Source organism: Mucilaginibacter daejeonensis, assembly GCF_020783335.1.
Lineage (GTDB): Bacteria > Bacteroidota > Bacteroidia > Sphingobacteriales > Sphingobacteriaceae > Mucilaginibacter > Mucilaginibacter daejeonensis.
In genome coordinates this window covers 1,098,202-1,122,877 of the sequence record NZ_CP086068.1, presented here as the reverse complement: position 1 = coordinate 1,122,877, position 24,676 = coordinate 1,098,202, and the positions used below count along the sequence as shown (strand labels likewise).

General features: G+C 48.3%; 19 protein-coding genes. 5 read left to right on the top strand and 14 right to left on the bottom strand.

Annotated elements, in window-relative coordinates; genetic code table 11:
• The first annotated feature begins 268 nt into the window (after nt 1–268).
• A complete protein-coding gene (uvrC, locus tag LLH06_RS04900) occupies nt 269–2,104 on the top strand; it encodes an excinuclease ABC subunit UvrC (protein WP_228172145.1) in 1,836 nt (611 codons plus the stop codon).
• A 167-nt stretch (nt 2,105–2,271) separates the two neighbouring features.
• Nucleotides 2,272–3,303 (top strand): type I glyceraldehyde-3-phosphate dehydrogenase, encoded by a 1,032-nt coding sequence (gene gap, locus LLH06_RS04895; RefSeq protein ID WP_228172144.1) that lies wholly within the window; start codon nt 2,272–2,274, stop codon nt 3,301–3,303.
• A gap of 53 nt (nt 3,304–3,356) precedes the next feature.
• Here gap and porN read toward each other — a convergent pair whose 3' ends face one another.
• The 6 genes from porN to LLH06_RS04865 all read right to left on the bottom strand — a co-directional run bounded on the left by porN (nt 3,357) and on the right by LLH06_RS04865 (nt 10,182).
• Nucleotides 3,357–4,316: a type IX secretion system ring subunit PorN/GldN gene (porN, locus tag LLH06_RS04890; protein ID WP_228172143.1), complete on the bottom strand. Its 960-nt coding sequence runs from the start codon at nt 4,314–4,316 to the stop codon at nt 3,357–3,359.
• Between the two features lie 38 nt (nt 4,317–4,354).
• The gene (gene porM / locus LLH06_RS04885) at nt 4,355–5,893 is read right to left on the bottom strand and encodes a type IX secretion system motor protein PorM/GldM (protein WP_228172142.1); all 1,539 of its coding nucleotides are present in this window, start codon (nt 5,891–5,893) and stop codon (nt 4,355–4,357) included.
• A gap of 50 nt (nt 5,894–5,943) precedes the next feature.
• On the bottom strand, nt 5,944–6,744 hold the full coding sequence (gene porL / locus LLH06_RS04880; protein WP_228172141.1) for a type IX secretion system motor protein PorL/GldL: 801 nt from the start codon (nt 6,742–6,744) through the stop codon (nt 5,944–5,946).
• A gap of 73 nt (nt 6,745–6,817) precedes the next feature.
• A complete protein-coding gene (gene porK / locus LLH06_RS04875) occupies nt 6,818–8,125 on the bottom strand; it encodes a T9SS ring complex lipoprotein PorK/GldK (protein WP_228172140.1) in 1,308 nt (435 codons plus the stop codon).
• A 246-nt stretch (nt 8,126–8,371) separates the two neighbouring features.
• Nucleotides 8,372–9,136, bottom strand: coding sequence for a uroporphyrinogen-III synthase (locus tag LLH06_RS04870; RefSeq protein ID WP_228173266.1), 765 nt, complete (start codon nt 9,134–9,136; stop codon nt 8,372–8,374).
• Between the two features lie 23 nt (nt 9,137–9,159).
• Nucleotides 9,160–10,182, bottom strand: a complete 1,023-nt coding sequence (locus LLH06_RS04865) for a DUF4271 domain-containing protein (protein ID WP_228172139.1) — start codon at nt 10,180–10,182, stop codon at nt 9,160–9,162.
• A 210-nt stretch (nt 10,183–10,392) separates the two neighbouring features.
• Here LLH06_RS04865 and LLH06_RS04860 point away from each other — a divergent pair, with 210 nt between their 5' ends.
• Nucleotides 10,393–11,967 (top strand): hypothetical protein, encoded by a 1,575-nt coding sequence (locus LLH06_RS04860; protein WP_228172138.1) that lies wholly within the window; start codon nt 10,393–10,395, stop codon nt 11,965–11,967.
• A 15-nt stretch (nt 11,968–11,982) separates the two neighbouring features.
• On the opposite strand, the gene LLH06_RS04855 is transcribed toward LLH06_RS04860, so the two are convergent.
• The 4 genes from LLH06_RS04855 to LLH06_RS04840 form a co-directional block, all read right to left on the bottom strand.
• Complete coding sequence (locus LLH06_RS04855) at nt 11,983–12,564, bottom strand: DUF4230 domain-containing protein (protein WP_228172137.1); 582 nt, start codon at nt 12,562–12,564, stop codon at nt 11,983–11,985.
• A gap of 94 nt (nt 12,565–12,658) precedes the next feature.
• Nucleotides 12,659–13,081: an OsmC family peroxiredoxin gene (locus tag LLH06_RS04850; protein WP_228172136.1), complete on the bottom strand. Its 423-nt coding sequence runs from the start codon at nt 13,079–13,081 to the stop codon at nt 12,659–12,661.
• Between the two features lie 49 nt (nt 13,082–13,130).
• A complete protein-coding gene (locus tag LLH06_RS04845) occupies nt 13,131–14,201 on the bottom strand; it encodes an NADH:flavin oxidoreductase/NADH oxidase (RefSeq protein WP_228172135.1) in 1,071 nt (356 codons plus the stop codon).
• Between the two features lie 310 nt (nt 14,202–14,511).
• Entirely contained in the window at nt 14,512–16,170 is a 1,659-nt protein-coding gene (locus LLH06_RS04840) for a M28 family metallopeptidase (protein WP_228172134.1), read from the bottom strand.
• A 120-nt stretch (nt 16,171–16,290) separates the two neighbouring features.
• Between LLH06_RS04840 and LLH06_RS04835 the strand changes: the two genes are divergently transcribed.
• Together LLH06_RS04835 and LLH06_RS04830 are read left to right on the top strand one after the other, a co-directional pair.
• Nucleotides 16,291–18,129 carry a UbiD family decarboxylase gene (locus LLH06_RS04835; RefSeq protein WP_228172133.1) on the top strand — a complete coding sequence of 613 codons (1,839 nt, stop codon included), beginning with the start codon at nt 16,291–16,293 and terminating at the stop codon, nt 18,127–18,129.
• A 71-nt stretch (nt 18,130–18,200) separates the two neighbouring features.
• A complete protein-coding gene (locus LLH06_RS04830; protein ID WP_228172132.1) occupies nt 18,201–20,576 on the top strand; it encodes a gliding motility-associated C-terminal domain-containing protein in 2,376 nt (791 codons plus the stop codon).
• 70 nt (nt 20,577–20,646) lie between these two features.
• Here the strand turns inward: LLH06_RS04830 and LLH06_RS04825 are convergent, their stop codons facing one another.
• The 4 genes from LLH06_RS04825 to LLH06_RS04810 form a co-directional block, all read right to left on the bottom strand.
• Entirely contained in the window at nt 20,647–20,973 is a 327-nt protein-coding gene (locus LLH06_RS04825) for an FtsB family cell division protein (protein WP_317206718.1), read from the bottom strand.
• Nucleotides 20,974–21,015: 42 nt separating this feature from the next.
• Entirely contained in the window at nt 21,016–22,314 is a 1,299-nt protein-coding gene (locus tag LLH06_RS04820; RefSeq protein WP_228172131.1) for a DEAD/DEAH box helicase, read from the bottom strand.
• Nucleotides 22,315–22,480: 166 nt separating this feature from the next.
• Nucleotides 22,481–23,149, bottom strand: a complete 669-nt coding sequence (gene can / locus LLH06_RS04815; protein WP_228172130.1) for a carbonate dehydratase — start codon at nt 23,147–23,149, stop codon at nt 22,481–22,483.
• A gap of 50 nt (nt 23,150–23,199) precedes the next feature.
• Complete coding sequence (locus LLH06_RS04810) at nt 23,200–24,666, bottom strand: TolC family protein (RefSeq protein ID WP_228172129.1); 1,467 nt, start codon at nt 24,664–24,666, stop codon at nt 23,200–23,202.
• Nucleotides 24,667–24,676 lie beyond the last annotated feature (10 nt).

Genomic DNA, 24,676 nt, shown 5'->3' with positions numbered 1-24,676 from the left:
TAAGTTAGTTTGCAGCGCTCTTTGCTTTGATCAGTTTGTGGGCTCAGATATTTTACAAGTTTGGCATGATGGCAATACGATGTCATGCGAAGCTTGTTACGCTTTAGGGGTTGCGAGTAAAGTTATCATCATCACTGGTGTAGCCCCTGAGGTGTATTAAATAATTCGGCCTGACCGCACTATTGCTCGGGCTGCCCACAAACAAAACCATCACCTTCAACATTAATTTAATTAAATATCCCTGTTTAGGGAGACTCTGAGGGTTTCTATGTTCGATTATCGCGAAGCTTTAAAGAAAATACCACATAAGCCAGGTGTATACCAGTACTGGGACGACCAGAACCAGTTGATGTACATTGGCAAAGCCAAGGACCTGCGTAACCGGGTCTCCTCCTACTTTGTGAAGGATAACCAGCTGAACGCTAAAACACGCGTACTGGTATCCAAGATACGTAACATCACTTTCACCATTGTTGATACCGAGGTGGATGCCTGGCTGCTCGAGAACAGCCTGATCAAAAAGCATAAGCCCCGCTACAATATCGACCTTAAGGACGATAAGACCTACCCGTGGATCGTGATCAAAAAGGAGCACTATCCGCGCATATATTGGACCCGCAATATCATCAAGGACGGTTCGAAATACCTCGGTCCCTATCCTTCGGTAAGCATGATGCATACCATCTTAGGCCTTATCCGCGAAACCTATCCGTTGCGTACATGTAGCCTGGCCTTGACCCCACAAAATATCAATGCGGGCAAGTTCAAGGTTTGCCTCGAGTATCAGTTGGGCAACTGCAAAGGTCCATGCCAAAACTACCAGACCGAGGAAGATTACGACCGTAGCATCAACGAGATCCAGGACATCCTGAACGGTAAGATCGGGAACGTAGTACGCGGGTTGAAAGCCGACATGGAATCGGCCGCTATGAACCTTGACTTTGAACAAGCTCATCGTCTGAAACGCAAGTTCGATCTGCTGGAGAACTATCAGCATAAGTCTACCGTCGTGAACTCATCGATCACCGAGGTGGATGTGTTCAGCATCGCTTCTGACGAAAAACACGCTTTTGTGAACTATTTGAAGGTGATGAACGGTACGATCATTCAGACGCAAACACTTGAGATCAAGAAGCGGCTGGATGAAAGCGACACCGAGATCCTGACCTTCGCCATATCCGAGTTCCGTACCCGTTTTAAAAGTCACTCCAAAGAGATCATCGTGCCTTTCGAGATAGAGGTTGACGACGAAAAGATCAAGTTCACAGTACCTAAGCTGGGCGAAAAGAAAAAGCTGCTTGACCTGTCGCAAAAGAACGTGCATTTCTTCCGTCGTGAAAAGATGGAACAGTATGAAAAGCTGAACCCTGATGTACGGGTGGAACGTTTGCTCACACAGATGATGAAAGACCTGCGCATGAACCAACTACCGCAGCACATCGAGTGTTTTGATAACTCCAACTTTCAGGGTAAATACCCCGTATCGGCAATTGTGGTGTTCAAGGATGCCAAGCCGAGCAAGAGGGATTACCGCTATTTCAACGTAAAGACCGTGGAAGGCCCCAACGACTTTGCCACCATGGAAGAGGCCGTACACCGCCGCTACCGCCGTATGCTTGACGAAGGCACTCCCCTGCCTCAGCTGATCATTATTGACGGTGGCAAAGGACAGCTATCTGCCGCCATGAAAAGCTTGAAGTTACTTGGTATCGAGAAACAGATGACCGTGATCGGTATCGCCAAACGTTTAGAGGAGCTTTTTTACCCTGGCGATCAGTACCCGTTATATCTTGATAAACGCTCAGAAACGCTGAAGATCATACAACAGTTACGTGATGAGGCTCACCGCTTTGGCATCACTGCTCACCGTAAAAAGCGCGATAAGGGAACTTTAGCTACCGAATTGGAGTTGGTACCCGGCGTAGGCCGTCTATCGGCCGAGAAGCTATTAAAATACTTCAAGTCGGTCAAAAAGATCAGGGAAGCATCAGTAGAGGAGTTGCAGGAAGTAGTTAACCTGAAACAGGCACAGGCCGTAAAGGCATATTTTGCTCCGCAGGCGACACAAGGGGACGCCCCAGAGGAAGTAGTTGAGCAAAGCTGACCGCCTTTTAACTCCCTCGATCGTGATGTAAGTGATAGCTTATTGTTCATCGAACGGAGAAGCCATCGCTTAAGAGCTTGCCATAGCGCTTTCCATTTATGACCCTGCGGTGTAAGGGCTCACGGTTATTATTTATAGTTTTGCACCATTAATTCATCCGAAACTACATGAGGATAGCGATCAATGGCTTTGGCCGTATAGGCCGTATATTTCTGCGTAACATCATCAACCGCCCCGGTATCGAGGTAGTGGCCATCAACGATATAACTGACACCGCTACGCTGGCACACTTGTTCAAATACGATAGTGTGCACAGAGGCTTTAAAGGCACCGTAACGGCCGATGAAGGTCATCTGTACATCAATGACCGCAGCATCAAGGTGCTGGCTCAAAACATCCCTGTGAACCTGCCGTGGGCAGAGTTAGGCATTGACCTAGTGATCGAGTCCACCGGTAAGTTCGCTTCTATGAGTGGTGCGCAGCAACATCTGGACGCCGGCGCTAAGCAAGTGATCATATCGGCCCCTGCTGGCGGCAAAGCGGTGCCTACCGTGGTGCTGGGTGTTAATGACCAGGATATCGACCTTACCGCTCCCGTGATATCCAATGCCTCATGCACTACCAACAATGTGGCCGCTATGGTGAAGGTGCTTGAAGACAATTGGGGCGTTACCGAAGGCTACATTACCACCGTTCACTCCATGACCGGTGATCAAAACCTGCATGATGCACCGCACAAAGATCTGCGACGGGCAAGGGCAGCATCCGCTTCGATAATTCCTACTACTACAGGTGCCGCCAAGGCGATCACTTCCATCTTTCCACATCTGGAAGGTAAACTCGGTGGTGCTGGTATCAGGGTCCCCGTGCTCAATGGTTCTCTTACCGACCTTACTTGCTTATTAAACAAGCCCACGACCGTAGAAGAGATCAATGCAGCCTTCAGAGCAGCAGCAGCCGGGGAGCTTGAGAGTATACTGGAATATACAGAAGACCCGATCGTATCTACAGATATATTAGACAACCCGCACAGTTGCATATTTGATGCACAGCTAACCTCTATTGTTGGTGATATGGTGAAAGTAGTAGGTTGGTATGATAATGAAATGGGCTACAGCAGCCGGTTAGCTGACCTAGTGGAGCGAATAGCTAAAAAGAAGGGTGACCACGTGGCACCATTAAAAGCTATCTCTACATAAAATAGAAAAGGCCTCGCAGTTTGCGAGGCCTTTTCATTATAACTTGTGTAGGATCAATATTGCCATAAGCCTAACTCCCAATCCAGGAGCGACTTTTTGACCTTCTCCGATTCGTAAAGTTTATCAATACCTTGGGCGTAATCCTTTATACGTTCGTCCTTCGAATTCGACACTTTTACGATCACGCTGGCAAATAACCGTTTCATAAATACGTCGTCGAAACTCAGGCCTGTGGCATCATTGTTACGGCTTACTGCCTCTTTGGTGGCCAAAACCTGGCGTGCCTCAGGGAAGTACAGCCAAAACACCGGCTGGTAATCGGTCTCTACGTTAGCGGCCTTGATCTTCATCATTGGTGCTATGCCAATAATGCGTGGTTCGAACACCGACCGTTGCTTGTCAAATACCCAGTCTTCCTTGATACGGAAACGTACCACGCTGTCAGGGTTGAAATCGCCGGCCGAGAATGAAGTACCGATCTTATTACCGTTCGCGTCAAATTTATCTACCGCAACGCTATCGGCCATACGTGCCTTGGCCTTACCCGGATCAAGTGGAACACCAAAGGCATCGCCGTTCGGGTCTTCCTTGCTTGGGTTAGGGTCGTAAGCGGTCAGCTCACCGGCCTGTACGGCTTCCATCAGCACATCGATCAGTCTCGATTTAGGCGACGAAAGGTACTGATTCATCTTCTCGCGCAGATCGATCTCGCGCCATATACGTTTAGAATATACCACATCAGCTTCACGCAGATTGGCCAGCGGTGTCACCTTTGCACTCAGGATATTGGCTTTTTTATAATAGCCATCCAATGGGCGTTCAAAAGGCTTAGCCTTCTTTGCTGTATCCGCAGCGGCCGACTGAGCGTTGAACGTAGTGTTCACCGGTTCGTTACGCCTGTTGGTGGTGGCCTGCTTAGTGGTACGCTTACGTCCAGCGCTTCTGCGTTGAGCATGCGTATTCACGTATACCAAACTCAATAGTCCCACGATCACGATTATCTTACTTCTCATATTATTGAATTTGCACGTTATACGTTAACGAACTGGCATTAGTTAGCACTGATGATGATATCTTTTAATACACGAGTGTCATTACCCGGACCATCGGCCACCACGTTAGTGAAGATCACTTTAGTGCCCGGTACGATAGTACCCATAGCAGCATGCATTTGACCGTTAAGGCTGTTACCGCCTGTACCAGGTATCACGATCGCATCCTGACGAGGTTTTAAGATCACCAGGTTAAAGCGTTTAATGGCGAAGCTGGCATCAAAGTCAAAGTTCTCTAACTTAGCGAACACGCGGTCCTGGCCTTTTAAGTTGGCTGTAGAAGTGGCGCCACCGCTAACACCAGCGAACATCACTACTGGATCAGGGATACGTTTCACGCGGAACTCGGTTGAACCCAATACTTGTGTTTTGCCTGGAGAAGCCTCACCTGATACGGTGATGTTCACTTTACCCGGTGATGATACGCGGGCCACGAAAGAACCACCTGAACCAGAGATAGAGCCACCGCTCATGCTGATCTTCAATTTATCTTTAGGGATGCCCGGCGCTGATACCGCTAATGGGTTAGGTACACCGATGTATAATACGTTCATTTTCTCAGCAGCTACTACAGCTGATGGTTTAGCCACTTGGTACTTTTGCTCAGGGGTTTTGTACTCTTTGATAGTACCATCGTTCTGACGAACGCGGATAGTACCTACCCAGGTGCGTACACCTTCGCCGCTGGTGCCGGTGGTGTATTGGCCACGGCCATCAACCACTTGCAGTTTCGAGCCATTAACGCTAACGTCAGGGCTTGATTTTGAATCAGACGCGGTAAGGAACACCTCGGCTTTGTAAGGCTGGCCGGCGATGATGTAGCTGCTTGGTGCCACGGCTACCGCCGCGAACTTATCCAAGTTAACCACTGCCTGATCAACTTCGCCCAGGATCTTTTTCACTACTTCTGATTCGGCGTTCTTCACGTCAGACTGTACCTTGATCAATGAGGTCATGGCAGCGCCCATCGGGATACCATCACCAAAGTAAGCTTCTTCCCAGCTCAATTGCGGCTTGCCTTTTTTAGGCTTAGGTGCCACGGTAGACAGGGAAAGGTTAACGCCAACTTTTTCCTTATCGGTCAGTAATGACATCAACTTATTGCGGGTCTCGTCGATCTTTTTGCGCAACTCCTCACCTTTTTTGCCGTTGATCATGATCTGGGCCGAAAGGTCAAGGTTATCACGTTTCTTATAGTCGTTGATGTTCTCATCAATGCCGCCTGCTTTCTCAGCAAGTTCGGTCTTGATGGCTTCAACGTATTGAGCCAATTCGTTGGCTACGGCGCTGGCCTGTTTAGCCTTGTCGTAGATCGGCTTAGCCCTATCAGGCTGTTCCTTCAATTTGGTCTTCTCAAAAGCGTCAAAGGTATTATCGATACCGGTCTGTACGTTAGATTTTGATGAACTTAAACTGTCGCTGATATTTTTGAATGCGTCCAACAGGTTATCGGGCACGTTAAGTGCCACCAAACCTAAAAGGACCAGGTAGAGGATGCCTATCATCCGCTGCCTTGGGGTTTCTTTACCTCCTGCCATGTGTCTTTGCTATATTAACTTAGATGATTGAAATAAGGTCAATATGATGATTAGGCACGTGGCTGGTTCATAGCCGCAAGCATGTTACCATATATCGCGTTCAATGAACCTAAGTTCTTAGCTAAGCGACCAACTTCTTCTTTGAATGATCTTGAATCTTCCAACGACTCGTTGAAGTTGTTCATTGTCGATGAAAGGTTCTGGTAGAATTTGTTCATGGCTTTCAAGTGAGCGCTTGAATCTTGCAATTCCAACTCGTAAACGGCGTTAAGGGCCGACAGGTTTTTGGCCAGGTTGTTCACTTGCTCGTGATAAGCTTTTGAATCAACACCTGAGTTAGCCATTTCGGCAAGGTTAGCTGATGCTTTGCTGAACGCAACGCTCAAGCCATCGTAGCTTGCACTCGCAGCTTTAACTTTACCTGCGAACTCAGTAGTAGCAGCACCTGCGTCAGCCACTTTAGAGATAGAGGCAACTTTGTCACCAAAGGTCTTCAAACCTTCGCCTAAGGTACCGATCAGTTCAGGGTTGATCTTAGCGTCAGCCAACATTTTGTCTAATGCAGCGGTGCTGCCGATGCCAACAGGTGCAGTTGGAGCAACACGTTTTACAGGCTCACCAACGTAATCGTCGGCCAGTTCCGGATAAGCTTTTGTCCAATCGACCTCAACTGCTTCTGGTTGCAGACCTAATAAGAAAAATAAGAAAGCCTCAGTTAATAAACCAATAGTGATGAACCATTCAGCATAAGCCCAGTGTTGAATTTTGAACAACAGACCAATGATCACAATAGTAGCACCAAATGACACGATATTGCCGATGCCGAATTTTCCTTTTCTTTTGCCAGCCATAATTAATGATTTTTTTAAGTAGTGTTTAGATGAATGTAATATTAATTGAGAGTTTGATGATTTGTTTGCGATATTATCGCTTATCTCTAAAGTCGCGGCCAACAAAGTGAGTTACACAGCGGAAGCCTATATATGACTTGGCAGTGTCCTGGTACTCATAACTGCGGGTAGAGTTCTGTAAAAAGTAGCCAATATCCTTCCATGACCCGCCGCGTACCACCTTGCGTTTCATCACCTGAGGGTCGGTCTCTTTTGCGTTGTAGTTAAACGTAGGGTTCATGTCATGTACAAATGTAGTAGCTGCCTCATCAAAGGCCGACATGGTCCACTCTGATACGTTACCGGCCATATTGTACAGACCATAGTCATTAGGGAAGTATGAACGCACGTTCACCGTTTGAGGGCCACCATCGGCAGCATAATCGCCACGGCCTGGTTTGAAGTTGGCCATTAAGCAGCCTTTTGCATTCTTGATGTAAGGGCCACCCCATGGATAATCGGTACCCAAACGGCCACCGCGCGAAGCATATTCAAATTCTGCCTCGGTAGGCAGGCTGTACATAGCACGGTGTGGCATGCTGTGCGCATCTTTATAAGCATCGTTATAACGTGAACGCCATATAGCGTAAGCTTTAGCCTGACGCCAGGTAACGCCTACCACAGGATAATTTAAATACGATGGGTGTGAGAAATAGCTTTCGACCATTGGCTCGTTAGCCGCATATGAGAAATCGTTAAGCCATGACAGGGTATCAGGATAAATGGCTACCGTATCACGGAAGATGAAGTCCGCACGTTTTTTGGTCTTGTCGAAACGCTGGTTAGAGGCCTCACGCAGATCAAGTGTAGCATAGTTGTATTTCAACATACGCACGTCTACCTCATTGCGGTCAAAAACTCGGTCGTCACCCTGGTAGTACATACCATCCAGTTTGCTCAGGTTAGATGACTGACCTTTTTTAGATGCACCTCTCCAGATCGGGTTACGTTTCACGTACTCCCAATTAATGAACTTACGACCGTTGGATGAAGCCTCTTTAGGCTTCACGTAATACTTATCATCATTAAGATAATTGCTGATGGCGATCGAGTCGCGCACCCAGTTCACAAATTGATGATACTGGCTATTGGTGGTCTCGGTCTGGTCCATAAAGAACGGCGACACCGTTACCTGCTTAGTTTGCGCGATCTGCGCGAAAGTAACGTCCTGATCGGTCTGTCCCATCAAGAAAGTTCCGCCCGGTACATAAACCATACCTGCGGGCAACTCAGCTTTGAAAGACCGGGCACGAACCCCAAGCACCTCTCCTCTATCGCTTGTGTTACAACTGCTCAATATCCCCCCAACCAACAATAATAAAAGAAAGTACCGTGTCTTCATTTATATGATCCTTCTCAGTTTTTTTCGTTTATAAGCGTGCTAATATAATAGATGAGTTGTAACTATTTAGCATACAACACAATATTAACTATAAGACCATTATATTGCCTATAAGTTCAGCCTATCAAGAACGCTTTAACCCTGCCTAATGTACTAATAAACAGTAGATTATCAAAGTATAAGGCGTTATACGCTCAAAAGCGCAATAAGGTTACGCTAAGGATCAAAAAAATGAAATAAGGGGTATTATTTGTTGGCCTGTTTCACATACTGCTCAATGGCCATCGTCATGGATGGCGCACCAGGCGTAGGCGCAGGGATATCAAGGATGAGGCCCGCCTCTAAAACAGCCTTGTGCGTGGTGGCACCAAAGGCAGCTATACGGGTATTATTTTGTTTAAAGTCAGGAAAGTTCTGATATAACGAGACGATGCTCGACGGACTAAAGAACGCAATAACATCATAGAACACCTCGGCCAGATCGCTCAGGTCGCTGCATACGGTACGGAACAATACCGCAGGGGTGAAGTCATAACCGTTCTCGGCCAGGAAACGCTGGGTCTCTTCGGCCGCTACATCCGAGCAAGGGTAAAGAAATTTCTCGCCAGAATGCTTTTTCAATACCTCGGCAAGGTCGGCAGCGGTTTGCTTGCCAAAAAATATCTTGCGTTTACGGTACTGAATGTATTTTTGAAGGTAAAGCGCGATGGTCTCAGAAAGGCAGAAGTATTTAAGATCAACAGGCACCTCGTAACGCATCTCTTCGCAAATGCGGAAGAAATGATCGGCCGAGTTGCGGCTGGTGAAAATAACAGCGGTAAAATCGGGCAGGTTGATACGCTCCTTGCGGAACTCGCGTGCCGGAACACCCTCCACATGGATGAACGACCTGAAATCTATCTTCAGATTAAGCTTCTTAGCCAGTTCGGCGTAAGGGTTCTTGTCGTTCTCAGGTTTAGGCAAGGTAACCAATATACTCTTGACCTTTTTCTTTCTATCTTCCAATGTCAGCCTTTTTTAACTACCTAAGTTCCTTAATTATTCAACGCCTTTACCAGTATCAATATCGGGCAAATTTCGAGGGCACAAAGATACGTAAACAAATAGAATTTATGAAATTTAAAGTTGGATATGATATTCACACTGCTACGCAAATATTGCCAAACAAATATGACCACTACCGTGATCAGTGCCAGCATCAGTATAAAAGGTATATATCTGGCTGCCAATAAGCTAAAGCAAAGCGACACTGGTATAAAAACGAACGTGATATTGAAATAAGTAAGGTACAATACCGAGATATATTCGCGCACTAAGCGATCCACTTTGAATACGAAACCAAGGAAGCGCAAGATCAGTAATTTGACCGCAAAAAGGCCGAATACCAGCAGTGAAAAGAAGCCGAAAAGCTGCACCCCACTAATGCTGTAGAACATCTCATAATAGTTGGTGACCTGGTACAAGAACAGCCCGAACGTGAAACCAAAAAGCACGAACAGGCCAATAAAGGTCCATGAGTTAAGGAGGTTCTCTTCCTTACTAACCTGCGACAAGATTCGGGTGTTGTAAAACGACTGCACCACGTTCTTGATATCATGGCTCAAGGCCCGGTTGAGCAGCCCCATATATACCAGCAACGATACGATGATCACCATGACCCACTGATCACGTGTACGCCTTACACTACCCTCGCGCAACATGCTCTTGAAACGGCCAGGCTGTTTATAAAAACCATACTCTTTGTACAAATTGTACTTGAACATGGTATCCACGAACTGGTTATGCCGTTCGGGGTCGGGTTTATTAATGTAGATCTTGGACAAGGAATCGCCGATGAGATATTGGCGATTGGCCAGCGCATTGGCTACCGAATCGAGCAGGGTTGCCGCGGCCGATGGTGGCTGATAATAACGCCTTACCGGAACGGTATCTGCTGTGGTAACGGCATCTGCGGTATCGGTTTGGGCGAACGCAGATCTTCCGGCACCTAACAAAGGGAGTAACAATAACACCTTGATAATGGCGCGAAAAAGAAATCGGTGAACCTGTACCATCATGATCAATAGCCGCCCCAAAGGTAATGCAATTTGAGGGCAACCGAAAGACCGCCCTTCCAATTAATGGTTTCCAACAAGCATGTCGGTAGACTTTTACTGCTGCGTATCGCATCGATTCGAGCTACCATCAACGCTCCATGCCAACACAAAAAAGCCGATAAGGGCGTTACTCCTCATGCCTCTAAAACTTTATATGTATTTTTGCCACATATGATGAATGATCGCACGCCGGCTAACATTATTATCGGTATGATCCTGCTGATCACCGTTATTACCGGCATATTCAGCTATATAGCGCCACCGGCCATATTCCCTGATCCAAGTTGGGGCTTCCAGGTAATGCACAGCATGGAAAAGGGTGGCGGGTTCAACCTCCTCATCGGTCCCGACCAGTTGGATATCGCCAAAGATTCGGCCCAGTTCCTTACGTGGTGGTCGCCTGGGCAGTATCTGATGCCCTACTTCTTTAGATCCATCTTACATGTGAATACAGGGCACGCTGCCGTACTTACCAGCGTGATCTGCGAACTCATAGGCGTGATCGGCTTTTTTGCCTTGTTTAAAAGGCTGGGTTTTACCCCGCTCCTCTCTGCCGCAAGCGTAGCCTTTATAGCCTGTCAGCAGTTCTACTTCATTCCTTATGCCTTTTATAATGGCGGCGAGGTACTCATGTTCGCGTTTGTAGGGTGGTTCCTTTATGGGTGTTTCTCGTTCAAGCGAATAAGCGCGGGCATGATGCTGTTCGTACTGCTGGCCGGTTGGGCCGGGTTCTTCAGCAAATCATCTATGATGCTGATCTACGCCGCCGGACTGTTATGCCTGTGGATCAATATATCCCTTCCCCGTAAAGACATTGCCGCCTGGATCAAGAACGGCGTGGCCATCGGTATCCCGTTCTTGCTGTCCGTTGCCGGTATATACCTGTTCTATTTGAGCAAGGGCGATAACCCTGCCGCCGACCACCAGTTAGGTTGGCGTGTTATCTGGGAAACGTTCACCTTTCCGTTAGCGTCGCCCCTATTAGCGGGCTTCTCAATAGATGACCTCACCAAGGGCCTGGTGTACTCACCCGATGGTGCGATCTTCAGCCATACGGGCGTGGTACTTATCCTGATCGCATTGGCAGCATTGAGCTTATCGCTGATCTGGGCCATTTTGCGGTTCGTGCCATATCAACCTTATAAGCTTGCCTTAATAGTTTATTACCTTATTATGGTCGGGTTCTTTAGCTATGCTTTCTTTAAACAACTGGCTATCTCCTATGAGGCAAGGCATTTCCGCACCATCGGACTACTCATCATTCCCGGCACACTCTACCTCGTGGCCAAAAGCAAGCCTGCTTTTCGAGTGGCATTCGGGCTGATTTGGATCTTTATCGCTTATAAAAGTATCGAGCGTATTCATAATGAATACAATTACAACAAAAATGAAGGGGTGCATGGTCGTACCGGCATCACACAGCAATTTGCCGATCAGCCTACGCTTGATACCATTATGCATATGGACGACACCGAGCGCGATGCCATATTTGTTTTTGTAAGCGCCGATCTGGGTTTAGAGATACAACATAACCGCTTCATCACTATCGAACCGATCGGTCTTGATGTAAAGATGGACCCGGCCGATTATGTGTACCAGGGCCATGCCGGTCCCCTGCACATCCTACTACCGGCCGATTATACGACCAATGGCCGCGCCAATTTTATCATGAACAGCTTTAAAGGATACAAGGATTTCACACCTCGAAAGCTCTCGGGCGAATACACTTTGTGGACGGCCAAGTAGCCGATAAACGATATTTTATTTGAATTGCAGAGCCACCTTCTTACCAGAGATACCCTCCAATAATGGTTTGAATATTACCTGCGCATTTTCACGCGCCTTACCGGTGATGTCTTGTTGGCGGGCATTGTCCAGCAGGCGCTTTTCGGCCATCTTGTAAACATCTTCTACCATAGCCCTGGTGGTACTGGGCAGCAGCACCCCGCTTACATCATACACCTTGGATCGCTGGTGATCCAACTTGGCGTAACAGATCTCGGGCTGAGGAAGGGTAACGGTCACTAAACTATCGGTACGAGTAATGTCCTGCTTACGCACACGGGTAAGATCGATGCAGGCGGTCACCTCGCCTACCGCCACGAAAAGAATACGGTCGTCAGGCAATATGGGGTGGATCTGTTTCTTCTCCAATACATCCTTCATACTGTACTTCACCAGTTCAAGCTTACCCATACTGGTGATCTTTTCTACCATCACATCCTCATTCACCTCGGTGCGCACGGTATTGAACTCGTGCTTCATGTAAAAAAATCCACCTATGAGCAGGCCAATGATGACCAGGAAAAATATAAAGGATAACGATGTACGTAAACGCGGCATATATATTTTTAAATGGAACTCCTGTAAAACAACAAGAGCAGACCGATAATGTCTGCTCTTAGAGTTATTAATTTACCTAAGGTTTAATTTACGCTTAGGCTCCGTAGATCACGTTAAGAGTGAAAGGCACACTCAGTGCTTTAGAGATGATACAGTTCTTTTTGGCATCCTCGGCCACGGTCCTGAACACCTCTTCGCTCACACCATCGATAGTGCTTGCTTTGATCTCGAGGTGAATACCAGTAACGGCCAGGTTAGCCATATCCAGGTCAAGGATAGCGGCAGTATCCAGGTTACCCGGAGTGAAGCCTTGTTGGGTAAGGGCTGCGCTTACAGCCATGGTAAAACAGCCTGCATGTGCAGCGGCCAATAACTCCTCTGGGTTAGTGCCTACACCTTGCTCAAAACGGGTCTTGAATGAATATTGTGTCTTGTTAAGGGTGGTGCTTTGCGTGGTCAGTTCGCCGTTACCATCTTTTAATGTTCCGTTCCAGTGTGCGGTTGCGGTACGTTTCATAATTTCTAAGTTTTACAATATTTGAGGTTGAATAATTTGCTCTTTACTATTAATGCCATTTAGCACGTTCATATTGTGCCGGCCACGAAATATTTTGCCCCAGCTCATGCGCTGCCCGTAAAGCAAAATGCGGATCGCGCAGCATCTCTCGCGCCATTAATACCAGATCGGCCTGTTCCTGCTCAATGATCGCGTTGGCCTGTGCCGCGCTAGTGATCAGCCCGACCGCTCCGGTCATGATACCGGTTTCCTTTTTGATCTGCGCTGCGAACCCTACCTGGTAACCTGGCGTGTTAGGGATAGCGGCCTTAGGCACGTTACCGCCTGAGGACGTATCCACCAAATCTACACCTTTTTGCTTTAAAACTTCGGCAAGCTTAACCGAATCTTCGATCGTCCAGCCGCCGTCGGTCCAATCGGTGGCCGAGATGCGCACGAACAGCGGGTGGTCAGCCGGCCATACTTCTTGTACGGCCTCAACCACCTCAATCGTCAAACGGATACGGTTCTCGAACGAGCCGCCATAGTCATCTTTGCGCTCGTTGCTTAATGGGGAGTAGAACTGATGCAACAGGTAGCCATGCGCCGCATGTATCTCGGCCACCTGAAAGCCTGCCTCCAAAGCACGTTTAGCCCCAGCGTTGAAATCGGCCTTCACCTTATCGATACCTGCCTGATCCAGCTCCAACGGTGCTTCCTCACTATCGGTAAAGGCCAACGCACTTGGTGCTACGGTAGCCCAACCTTTTTCGTGCCCGGCAGGGAACTGCTTGCCGCCCAGCCAGGGCTTTTCGTGACTGGCCTTACGACCAGCATGCGCCAATTGAATGCCCGGCACAGCGCCTTGCTGGATAATGAAACTGGTGATCTGCTTCAGCTTTTCGATGTGTTCGTCCTTCCAAATACCCAGATCGGCGTAAGTGATGCGCCCTTCGGGTGATACCGCGGCAGCCTCGGTAATGATCAATGCTGCGCCTCCGGTAGCGAACGAGCCTAAATGAGCCAAATGCCAGTCGTTAGCGAAACCGTCGTCACTGCTGTACTGGCACATGGGCGATACCGTGATGCGGTTCTTGAGTTGAATATCTTTGAGTTGAAGTGGTGAAAATAGTCGCGCCATATTGATTATAAATGCAGGTAGTTCGACCTTATGCGAGTAACAGGCTACAATCGTTGCAGTTTGGCCAAAACCATACAATGATATTGCCATGATATATCATTGACCAGCTTACTTTAATTAAACCTGTAAATTGGTTACGGTAAAAGATTACTTTTGCCATGCATGATCAAATGGCTTAAACGAATAGGCGTTGCCGGCTTTCTGTTCTTCCTGATCAAGGGGTTGATATGGGTGGGAATATTTTTTTACCTGCGGTCATGTGTGAGCGATAAACAAAAAAAGGCCGGAACAATGTCCCGGCCAGCAGCTATTACGGCTTCATATACTTCTCGCGTACCGCTCTGAACTCCGACCTCGGTTTCCATTGCGGCCACAAGTTGGTGGTAGATGATAACCGATAACCCACTTTATAGAGTAATTGAAGGTCCTGAACAGTACCGCTCACATCCCAGGTGGCAGCATCATACTGGTCATCGGGTGTGTGGTAGCGCTTGCTGTTAAATTCTTCGTGCAGTTTACGGCCTGACTCCTTCCCTTTGCCTACCAGGTCGATGCCACTTTCAATATACAATGCCGGTATACCGATCTTAGCGAAATTGAAATGGTCAGACCGGAAGTACATTCCTTTGGATGGATCAGCTTCTGGTGCTACATATCGTCCTTGCGATTCGGCTTCGTCCTGTAAAAGGTCTTCCAGTTCTGATTGCCCGTATCCTACCAAACCAATATCCTTGGTCTTGCCATAGGGGTAAAGCATATCCATATTGATATCGGCTACGGTCTTCTCTTTGGCAAAGATCGGTTTCTCGGCATAATATGCCGAGCCCCACAAACCCTGTTCCTCGGCAGTGACCGCCAGGAACAGTATGCTGCGGGCAGGGCGGCTTTTGCTTTCTTTAAATGCCTTGGCCAACTCCAACAGGGCGGCGGTACCGCTGGCATTATCAACAGCGCCGTTATAAATGCTGTCACCTTTGGCGTTAGGTTTAGATATGCCGAAATGGTCCCAATGCGCCGAATAGATCACACACTCTTCGGGCCGCCAGGCACCCCTGATCATGGCCGCCACGTTCTTCGATGTTTTGTAGACCGGCGTCACCTTTAAGCCGGTAGAGGCCCGCAGTCCCATAGGAATGGGTTTGAAGCCCGGTCTCAAAGCTGCCTTCAAAAGCGTTTGATAATTGGTACCTGTAGCCTGTAACAACTTTTCGGCACCGGGCATTGACAGCCAGCCTTCAAAGGCGCATTTATAGCTTTCCTTACCGCGGCTGTCAAGATATAGCTTGGTGGTCTTCCAACTGTTCTGCACCACACCAAAGCCGTAAGCGGCCGGGGCCGTGTCATGGATGATGAGGCAACCCTTGGCGCCGTGACGCGCAGCTTCGTCGTATTTGTAGGTCCACCGACCATAATAGGTCATGGTCTTGCCTTTGAACTGTTTGGGATCATAAAATCCAGGGTCGTTCACCAATACCACCACGATCTTATCTTTGACATCCAATCCGGCGTAATCATCATGCTTGAACTCGGGTGCAGTGATCCCAAAGCCGGCGAAAACGAGTTCCTCGTTCTGCACATCGATATTGGCATCGGTACGGCGGGTCCAAAGCACATAGTCCTTGAAACCATCTAACGAAAAGCTATTATCAGGCGCATTAATGGTCATTCGCTCCTGTGGATCGCAGGTAATGGCCACCATGGGCACCTGCTGCACATAGCTACCTTTGTTGCCGGGCAACAGGTCAAGGTCCTTAAATTGCTTCTCAAGATAAGCGATGGTGCGCGTTTCGCCGTCGGTAAATGGCATACGGCCTTTAAGGTCGTCGGAGGCTAGCTCCTTTACATACCGGCAATAGCTATCGGCCTTGATCAGGTTAGCGCCATCGGCACCAGCACGCTGGCCGAACACCGTGACCGTAGCCGTTAATGCCATTGCCGCCAGTAAGCCTATTTTATGATATTGATGCATAGTATATATGTTGAACCGTCTAAAATATCACTTTATTGTTTCATGTGCAGCTGAACCAACAAAATAGCGGTATAAACATTATTTAAGTAATTTTGACCACGCATTTTATTTATACCGGTAATGGGATACCCAAGTTTAAGCGCCTGCATTAACGACCTCGAAAAACACGGACACCTTATACGCATCAAAGAAGAGGTAGACCCTTACCTGCAAATGGCGGCCATCCACTTGCGGGTGTTCGAGCATGAGGGCCCTGCCATTTTATTCGAGAACGTGAAGGGCAGTAAATTCCCGGCGCTCTCCAACCTTTTCGGCACGCTCGACCGCTCAAAATTTATCTTTAGAGATACATTGGAAAAGGTAAAGACCTTGGTGGACATCAAGACCGATCCTATGCGTGCGATCAGGAACCCGTTCAAGTATGCTAACGTTGCACTCAATGCGCTATCGGCTTTGCCCATGAAGGTAGGCAAGCGCGCACCGGTCAGCTTTGGACGTACGCATATCAGCGCCTTGCCACAGATCGTGAACTGGCCTATGGATGGCGGCCCTTTTGTGACCATGCCACAGGTATATACCGAAGATGCCGACAAACCTGGTATCATGAACGCCAACCTGGGTATGTACCGTATACAGTTGGCGGGCAATGAATATGTGACCGACCGCGAGATCGGCCTGCATTACCAATTGCATAGGGGCATTGGCGTACACCAAACCAAGGCTAACGCCAAAGGCCAGCCACTCAAGGTAAGCATTTTTGTGGGTGGTCCACCATCGCACCCTGTTGCCGCCGTGATGCCCTTACCCGAAGGATTATCTGAAATGACCTTTGCCGGCGCACTGGGTAACCGCCGCTTCCGGTATTTTTACGATGCCGAAGGCTTTTGCTTATCGGCCGATGCCGACTTTGTGATCACCGGTACGGTAATGCCCCATGATAATAAGCCCGAAGGACCATTTGGTGACCACCTGGGCTATTACAGCCTTACCCATCCCTTCCCGCTCATGAAGGTGCATAACGTTTATCATCGTAAAGATGCCGTTTGGTCGTTCACCGTGGTAGGCCGCCCACCTCAGGAAGATACCAGTTTTGGAGCGCTCATTCATGAGATCACCGGGTCGGCCCTGCCTGCTGAGATACCCGGACTGCATGCGGTGAACGCGGTAGACGCCGCGGGCGTGCATCCGCTATTATTTGCTATTGGCAGCGAGCGCTATACCCCATACTTAAAAGAACGCCGCCCGCAAGAGATCCTCACCATTGCGAATCACATATTGGGCAAGAATCAGCTAAGCCTGGCCAAATATCTGTTCATTGCCGCCAAAGAGGATGACCCTTCACTAAATATCAATAACATAGAAGGCTTTTTGCGGCATGTACTGGAACGCATAGACCTTACCCGCGACCTGCATTTTTACACCAAGACCACCATTGACACGCTCGATTACAGCGGCAGCGGACTTAACAGCGGCAGCAAGGTGGCCATAGCTGCAGCGGGTGAAAAAAAACGTGACCTTTGGCACGAACTACCAGCGGGTTTTGAACTGCCCCGACCGTTCAACATCTTCAAGATGGCTATGCCCGGCGTGCTGGCGATCGAGATACCTAAATTTGTACACAACGATGACCTGGTGCAGGCGATCAGCATTTTAGAGAGCTACTTGGCCGATACCGACCTCAATGGCTTGCCTTTAATGGTGCTTTGCGATGATGCCGGCTTCACTGCTCAAAATATCAACAACCTGGTATGGGTCACCTTCACCCGCAGCAATCCATCGCATGACATTTATGGCATCAACAGTTTTATTGAGCATAAGCATTGGGGCTGCCATGGACCAATGATCATAAACGCCCGTATCAAGCCGCATCATGCTCCGGTATTGGAAAAGGATCCATCCACCGAAAGATCAGTGGATAAGTTGGCCGAAAGCGGTGGCAGCCTGCATGGCGTGATCTGACGGGTAAAATAAATTTTAGGGTATGGCTCTTGGTGCTTATCTTTAGCTACCGAAAGGCCTTATCCTAATTAATGAGACCGCTATTATTATGTTTACTGATCGTGTTGTCAACAGCTCGGTCATTCGCCCAACAATTTTATACCACCTCTGGATCACTGATCAAACGGGTCACCGTTACGGGACCCAGCACCTATAAAGTGCAAGATCTTGCTACTTGCAACTTGGCCGGGCTGTACACCATTGCTGTATATAAAAAGGTCATGTATTACAGCAACGGCTTTGGTCTTTATAAAGGCGACCTGATCGGCAACTCCGTTACTAATTGCCAGTTCGTCATGAACGTGCCTTCATCAGCCGGCCTCACGGTTAACACGGATGGCATGCTTTATCTCGAATCCAATTACCAGTTGTACAAGATCGACCCTGTGGGTAAAACAAGCACTAACCTTGGCAGGATCAACTTTACCACCTCAGGAGACATGGTATTCTATAAAGGCTTGTTATACATGGCTTCGCTTAACGGTGGTATAGCACGCATTGACATCACTGACCTAAGCAAGAGCAAGTTAGCTATCCCAGTGTCGGGCTCTTTGTTCGGTATGGCCAGCATAGCTTACAGCAGTACCGAGAATAAGATATATGCATTTGATAATATAAGTTCGGGTACCCGGGTACTGGAGCTTGACCTGGAAAATGACAAAGTGGTGAGTACCGCGTTCAACCTGCCTTTTAGTGTAGCCGATGCGGCAAGTGACGTAGAAAGTGGTGGTGTGGCCGAGATGAAGATCGATCAGATCAAGCAATCGGCCGATTGTCCTTTTATTGGTAAAGGCACCGTACAGGTGATCTGTGAGAATGCGCTGATCGATTATAAATATACGCTGAACGGCGTGACCAATACCACAGGCGTATTCACTGGACTCGACCCTGGCACCTATGCGATCAGTGTGACATCGCCCACACAAAAAAAGGATACGACCTTTACCGTCTCAAAATTCACCGTGTTAAAACCGACCATCACCACTGTAAAGGTGGATCCTACCTGCTCGCAACCGGGTAGCATCACCATGACCGCCACTCCTGATGATAACTTTAAGGTAAAGCAGGGCAGTCAGCTTTTTGACCTTAACCGCAAGTATGACCTGCTTACACCGGGCCACTACCATTTTGATGTGGTGAACCTGGCGGGTTGCGTGGTCGACACGATAGGCATAACCCTGGACAAGAAAAAATGCGAGATCCAATATGCGGGCATGCAGATCACGCAGGAATGTGCCATGATCCGTAAAGGAAATATCAAGGTGCTTACCAATACGCATTTTGATCTGTACACCTACACGCTTAATGGCACGCAAAGCAATACCACCGGAGTTTTCAGCGCGTTAAAGCCGGGCACTTACAACATTAGGATCACCTCATCAGAAGACCAGAAGGACCTGGTAGCGGTGATACCTGACTATACGCTTACTGAGCCAGCTTTGACCACCAAAAGCACCGACCCCTACTGTGCCGATAAAGGTGTTGTTAACTTTACCATACCGGTGAGTTCTGCCGGCTATCAGGTCAAATATGATGGAGTTCTGTATCCGTTCAGTAAGGCATTCGACTACCTTACCGCAGGCAAGCATGATTTTGTGATCTATAAACCATCGGGCTGCGTACTCGATTCGGTATCTGTAGATCTCACTTACCAACCTTGTATCATTGAGGTAGAAAGCACCAGCGTTAACCAGGAATGTAATGTTTTAGGTAAAGGTGTGATCCAGGTGACCGGTCGGCCAATACCTGAACAGTACACCTATTACCTGAACGGAGGTAGCCCTAACAGCACCGGTCGTTTTGATATGCTTGCACCGGGCAAGTATTTGGTGAAAGTGACCGCTTCGGGCGGTAACACACCAAAAGAGATCGAACTTGAAGTGCCCGATTATGACCTGCTCAGGCCTAAATACTTTGTATCGACCGTTGACCCTGTTTGTGATCTGCTGGGTAGTATACGGGTGGCAGTAACTACTGATCCAGCCTTGTATGACATTGAATATAAAGGTCATACCTATTCATATGAGCATACCTTTACTGACCTGATACCGGGAAGCTATTACTTTCGTATCTTGAAAAAAGATGGTTGTATAGCTAACGAACTGACCGTGAAGCTGAACCTGCAGCCATGCCATCCGCTCACATTCCCCAACGCCTTTACCCCTAATGGAGATGGCATGAATGACATGTTCAGGCCTAATCAGGATAGCCGGGCCACGCAATATCAGCTTAGCATCTTCAATCGGAATGGTTCACAGCTATTCGTTTCAAAGGATATCAAATTTGGCTGGGATGGCCAGTACCAGGGCAAGCCGATGCCGGTGGGCGTATATTACTGGGTGAGCACCTATATAGACAACAACGGCAAACGTGCTAACCAGCAAGGACAGATCACGTTGCTGAGGTAAACAGCCATGCTTATCAAACAAAAAAGGCCGCATGAGATGATCACGCGGCCTTTCTTATATTCTGATGTTTTTATTCTTTGTCTTTGCTCTTCTTAACGATCACAAAAACGTCTTCGTTGGCTTTTTTCATCAGGTACTTTTCGCGGGCAAATTTCTCCAGTTTGGCCGGGTTGGAACTGAGTTCGTCAAGGTCCTTGGCCACCTTGGCGGTCTCTTTGGTGTAAAAGTCGCGCTCCTGCTCCAGCTTGGCCAGTTGTTGCCTGTGTTCGTACTGCGTGTAAAGGTCGTTCTTGTCAAAAAACAGCATCCATACTACAAATACGACGGTCACGAGGAAGAACTTATTCCGTACGAGGTCCAACAAACGTTTCATATCAAAGTTCGGCTTGAAATTCATGATAAATCTATAGCTTAAAACGCAATTGGTCAATACCTTATCTTAACTTTTTGCCGTAGCCCTGCCACGGTTACCGCCACGGCTGTTGCCGTTACCACTGCGGCGTTTGCCGTTGCGATGCCCACCGCCCGAACGGTTGCCTTGTTGCTGACCGGCAGGTTTGCCTTTCAATTCTTCACGTAAACGCTCTACATCGGTCAACTGTTTCATCGGGTAAGGATGAGCCTCGTTCACCGGGATGGTCTTGGCTATCAGCTTATGGATATCTTTCAGGTATTCCTTTTCCTCTTGATCGCAGAACGAGTAAGCTATACCGCTTGCTCCTGCCCTGCCGGTACGGCCAATGCGGTGTACATACGTTTCAGGGATGTTAGGCAATTCGAAGTTGATCACGTGGGTCAGATCATCCACGTCGATACCGCGGGCAGCGATGTCGGTGGCTACCAATACGCGGGTGGTGCGGTCCTTAAAGTTGCTTAGCGCACGCTGGCGGGCGTTCTGGGATTTGTTACCGTGGATGGCTTCGGCGGTGATACCGGCGCGGCTCAGATCTTTTACCACTTTATCGGCACCATGCTTGGTACGGGTGAATACCAGTACCGTTTCGATGGTCTTATCTTGAAGAATGTGTGCTAAAAGTGCTTTTTTGTCGTTTTTGTCAACAAAATATACTTCTTGCTGGATAGTGTCGGCGGTTGATGACACCGGCGTTACCTCTACCTTTTCGGGCTTGTTCAAAATGGTATCGGCCAGTTGCTGGATCTCTTTAGGCATGGTGGCCGAAAAGAATAACGTTTGGCGTTTCACCGGCACCTTGGCAATAATGCGTTTCACATCGTGCACAAAACCCATGTCCAGCATGCGGTCGGCCTCGTCCAACACCAGGAACTTGATATGATCAAGCTTGATGTAGCCCTGGTTCATCAGGTCGAGCAAACGACCTGGAGTGGCTACCAGAATGTCGATGCCGCGTCTCAGGGCGTCGACCTGTGGGTTTTGTGATACACCGCCAAAGATCACCATATGCTTCAGGCCGGTGTTACGGCCGTAGGCTTCCAGGCTCTCGTCGATCTGGATGGCCAGCTCGCGGGTAGGTGTAAGGATCAACGCCTTGATGGTCTTTTGCTCTTTATGCTGGCTACGCTCCTGGTAAAGGATCTGCAACAAGGGGATCGAGAAGGCGGCCGTTTTACCGGTACCGGTTTGCGCGCAACCTAAAAGGTCTTTGCGTTGCAGCACGATGGGAATGGCCTGCTGTTGTATAGGGGTGGGCTGAGTATATCCTTCAGTTTCAAGCGCTTTAAGGATAGGCCCGATCAAATTTAATTCTGAAAATAACATTTAATGAGTATCGTATTTGTAAAGCTGTACAGATGGTACAGTGTCATGATGAGTTGGTGGACGACCGCTGAATAGATTAAGTCGGTGTCTGCTACAAAGATACGATAATATCCCATAAAAAAAGCAGGCCAATATTGGCCTGCTTTTCAAGTGCGTTTCGCACCAGTTATTCGAACTTGTAAACGCTATCCATACGTGATGGATCGGCAGCATCTACCTTTAGGTCGGTGATCTTGCCACTATCAAGCGCGTATACCCAACCATGTACCTGCAGCTCCTGACCCTCGGCCCATGCACCCTGTACGATGGTGGTCTTGCAAAGGTTGTTCACCCCTTCGATCACATTAAGCTCCACCATACGGTCGAACTTCTGTTTCTCATCGGTGATGCTTTTTAATTCCTCGGCATGTTTGCTGTAAACATCTTTAATGTTGCGCAACCAGTTATCGATCAGGCCGAACTGCTTGTTACCCATTGCGGCCTGCACACCACCACAACCGTAATGACCTACCACGATCACGTGTTTAACTTTAAGCACGTTAACGGCATAATCGAGCACCGATAACAGGTTAAGATCGGTATGCACCACTACGTTGGCGATATTGCGATGAACGAATATCTCGCCCGGATTAGTGCGGGTGATCCTATCGGCAGGCACACGGCTATCAGCGCAACCTATCCAAAGCACCGGTGGCTTTTGGCCATTAGCAAGCTTTTGGAAGAACTGAGGATCTTCGCTTAAAGCCTCCTCAATGAACTTTTCGTTACCTTCCAACAAACTTTCGTAAGTGATGTGGCTGGTATCGTGAATAGCTAAACTGGCTTGTTTACTCATGATATTCTAATAAATGATGTGCGCAAATATAGTGATCGTTACGTCAGATACTAATTTTGGCCCGCTAAAGCCTGACGCGTACCAGCTTTGTAGTATAACTCGGCCAGTGTCTTTTGATAACCCGATATCATGCTTTCTAGTTTGATACGCATATCAATAAGTTTGGTCTCGCGGCTGTTGATGAGGAACAGGGTACTTTCACCCAGGCTGAATTTCTGATTCTCACCCTGAAGTAGCAGGTTCTGATTATTCACGCTCTGCGTTTGGATCGACAACTGTTTCTCATACGCCTGAAGATCATTGTACGAGGTCAGGATGTTGTTGCGGATCTCGCGGCCCGACTGTTTAATGTCCAGGTCAAGCTCCAGCTGTTTGATCTTTACCTCGCGCAACTTACCACGCTCAGCACGCAGGAACAATGGGAAGGCGAACTCGAGACCTACCTTGTTATTGTTCCAATTGAAATCGTACTTATCGCTCACGTAACCGTTAAAGTCGCGCCGGTTCGATATCAGCGTACCACTCACGTTGATCTTGGGCTTGAGCATTTCCTGCCTATATAAACGCTCTACATCCAACTGGGCGCCTTTGGTGCGCAGCTTCACCAGTTCGGGGTGTTGCTGAGCGGCCTGCCCTACCAGGGTATCCAACACGTTCTTGGCCACATGATCTACCATGCCGTTCAGGCGTTGAGGTATGGCATCTTCCGGAAGTTCGAGGGGATTGCCCTGCTCGTTCCATAAATGGTTGGAAAGAACCAGCCGGGCGTTCTGTAACTCGATCCTGTTCTTTTCCAGTTGGATCTGCCGTTCCTGAACGGTCACGTAGGCCTCTACCGAATCGATCGGGGCCTTGTCGCCAATGATGGTCTGCTTGCTTACGGCGTTGAAACGCTGCTGCGCCAGGTCGACACCCTCGCGGTTAAGTACGTACTGTCGGTAGGTGTAGTACCAGTTCCAGTAGTCTTTGGCTATCTCGTACCAGGTGGCGTTGATCTGCTTCACCCTTTCGGCCTCGGCATAGCGCACCATGATCCTCGACTGCCTCAACGTGTTCCTGCGAGCATCAATGATCAGGCCCTGGCCGAGTGGTATGCTCAACCCTACACCACTAAGGCCCGATGTGCCGGTGGTGGTCTGCGGATTAGTATATGTACCCACGTTGCGATCGTAGCCTACTTTAAGGTCGGCACCGGCCAGCCATAAAGGCACTTTCAGTTCGCTGGTCCAATCGTTATAATAATCTGTACCGCCAAACGCTTTGCGGGCAAATCCGGCCTTTAAGTTAGGGTCAAAATACCCCAACGACTGCAATACATTGGCCCGTGCCGCATCGGTCAGTAATGCGGCCTGCTTAATGATCGGATGATATCTGAATACCATCACTTGCAGATCATTAATGGAGAATACTTTACCAGTATCGGCTTTTATTTGGTTTTGCGCGCGCGTTGCCGTGGTGCAAAATAAGATCAACCAAAACAACACAGCTACGCAATACTTTATCTGTTGTATCTTCATATACTGCTGT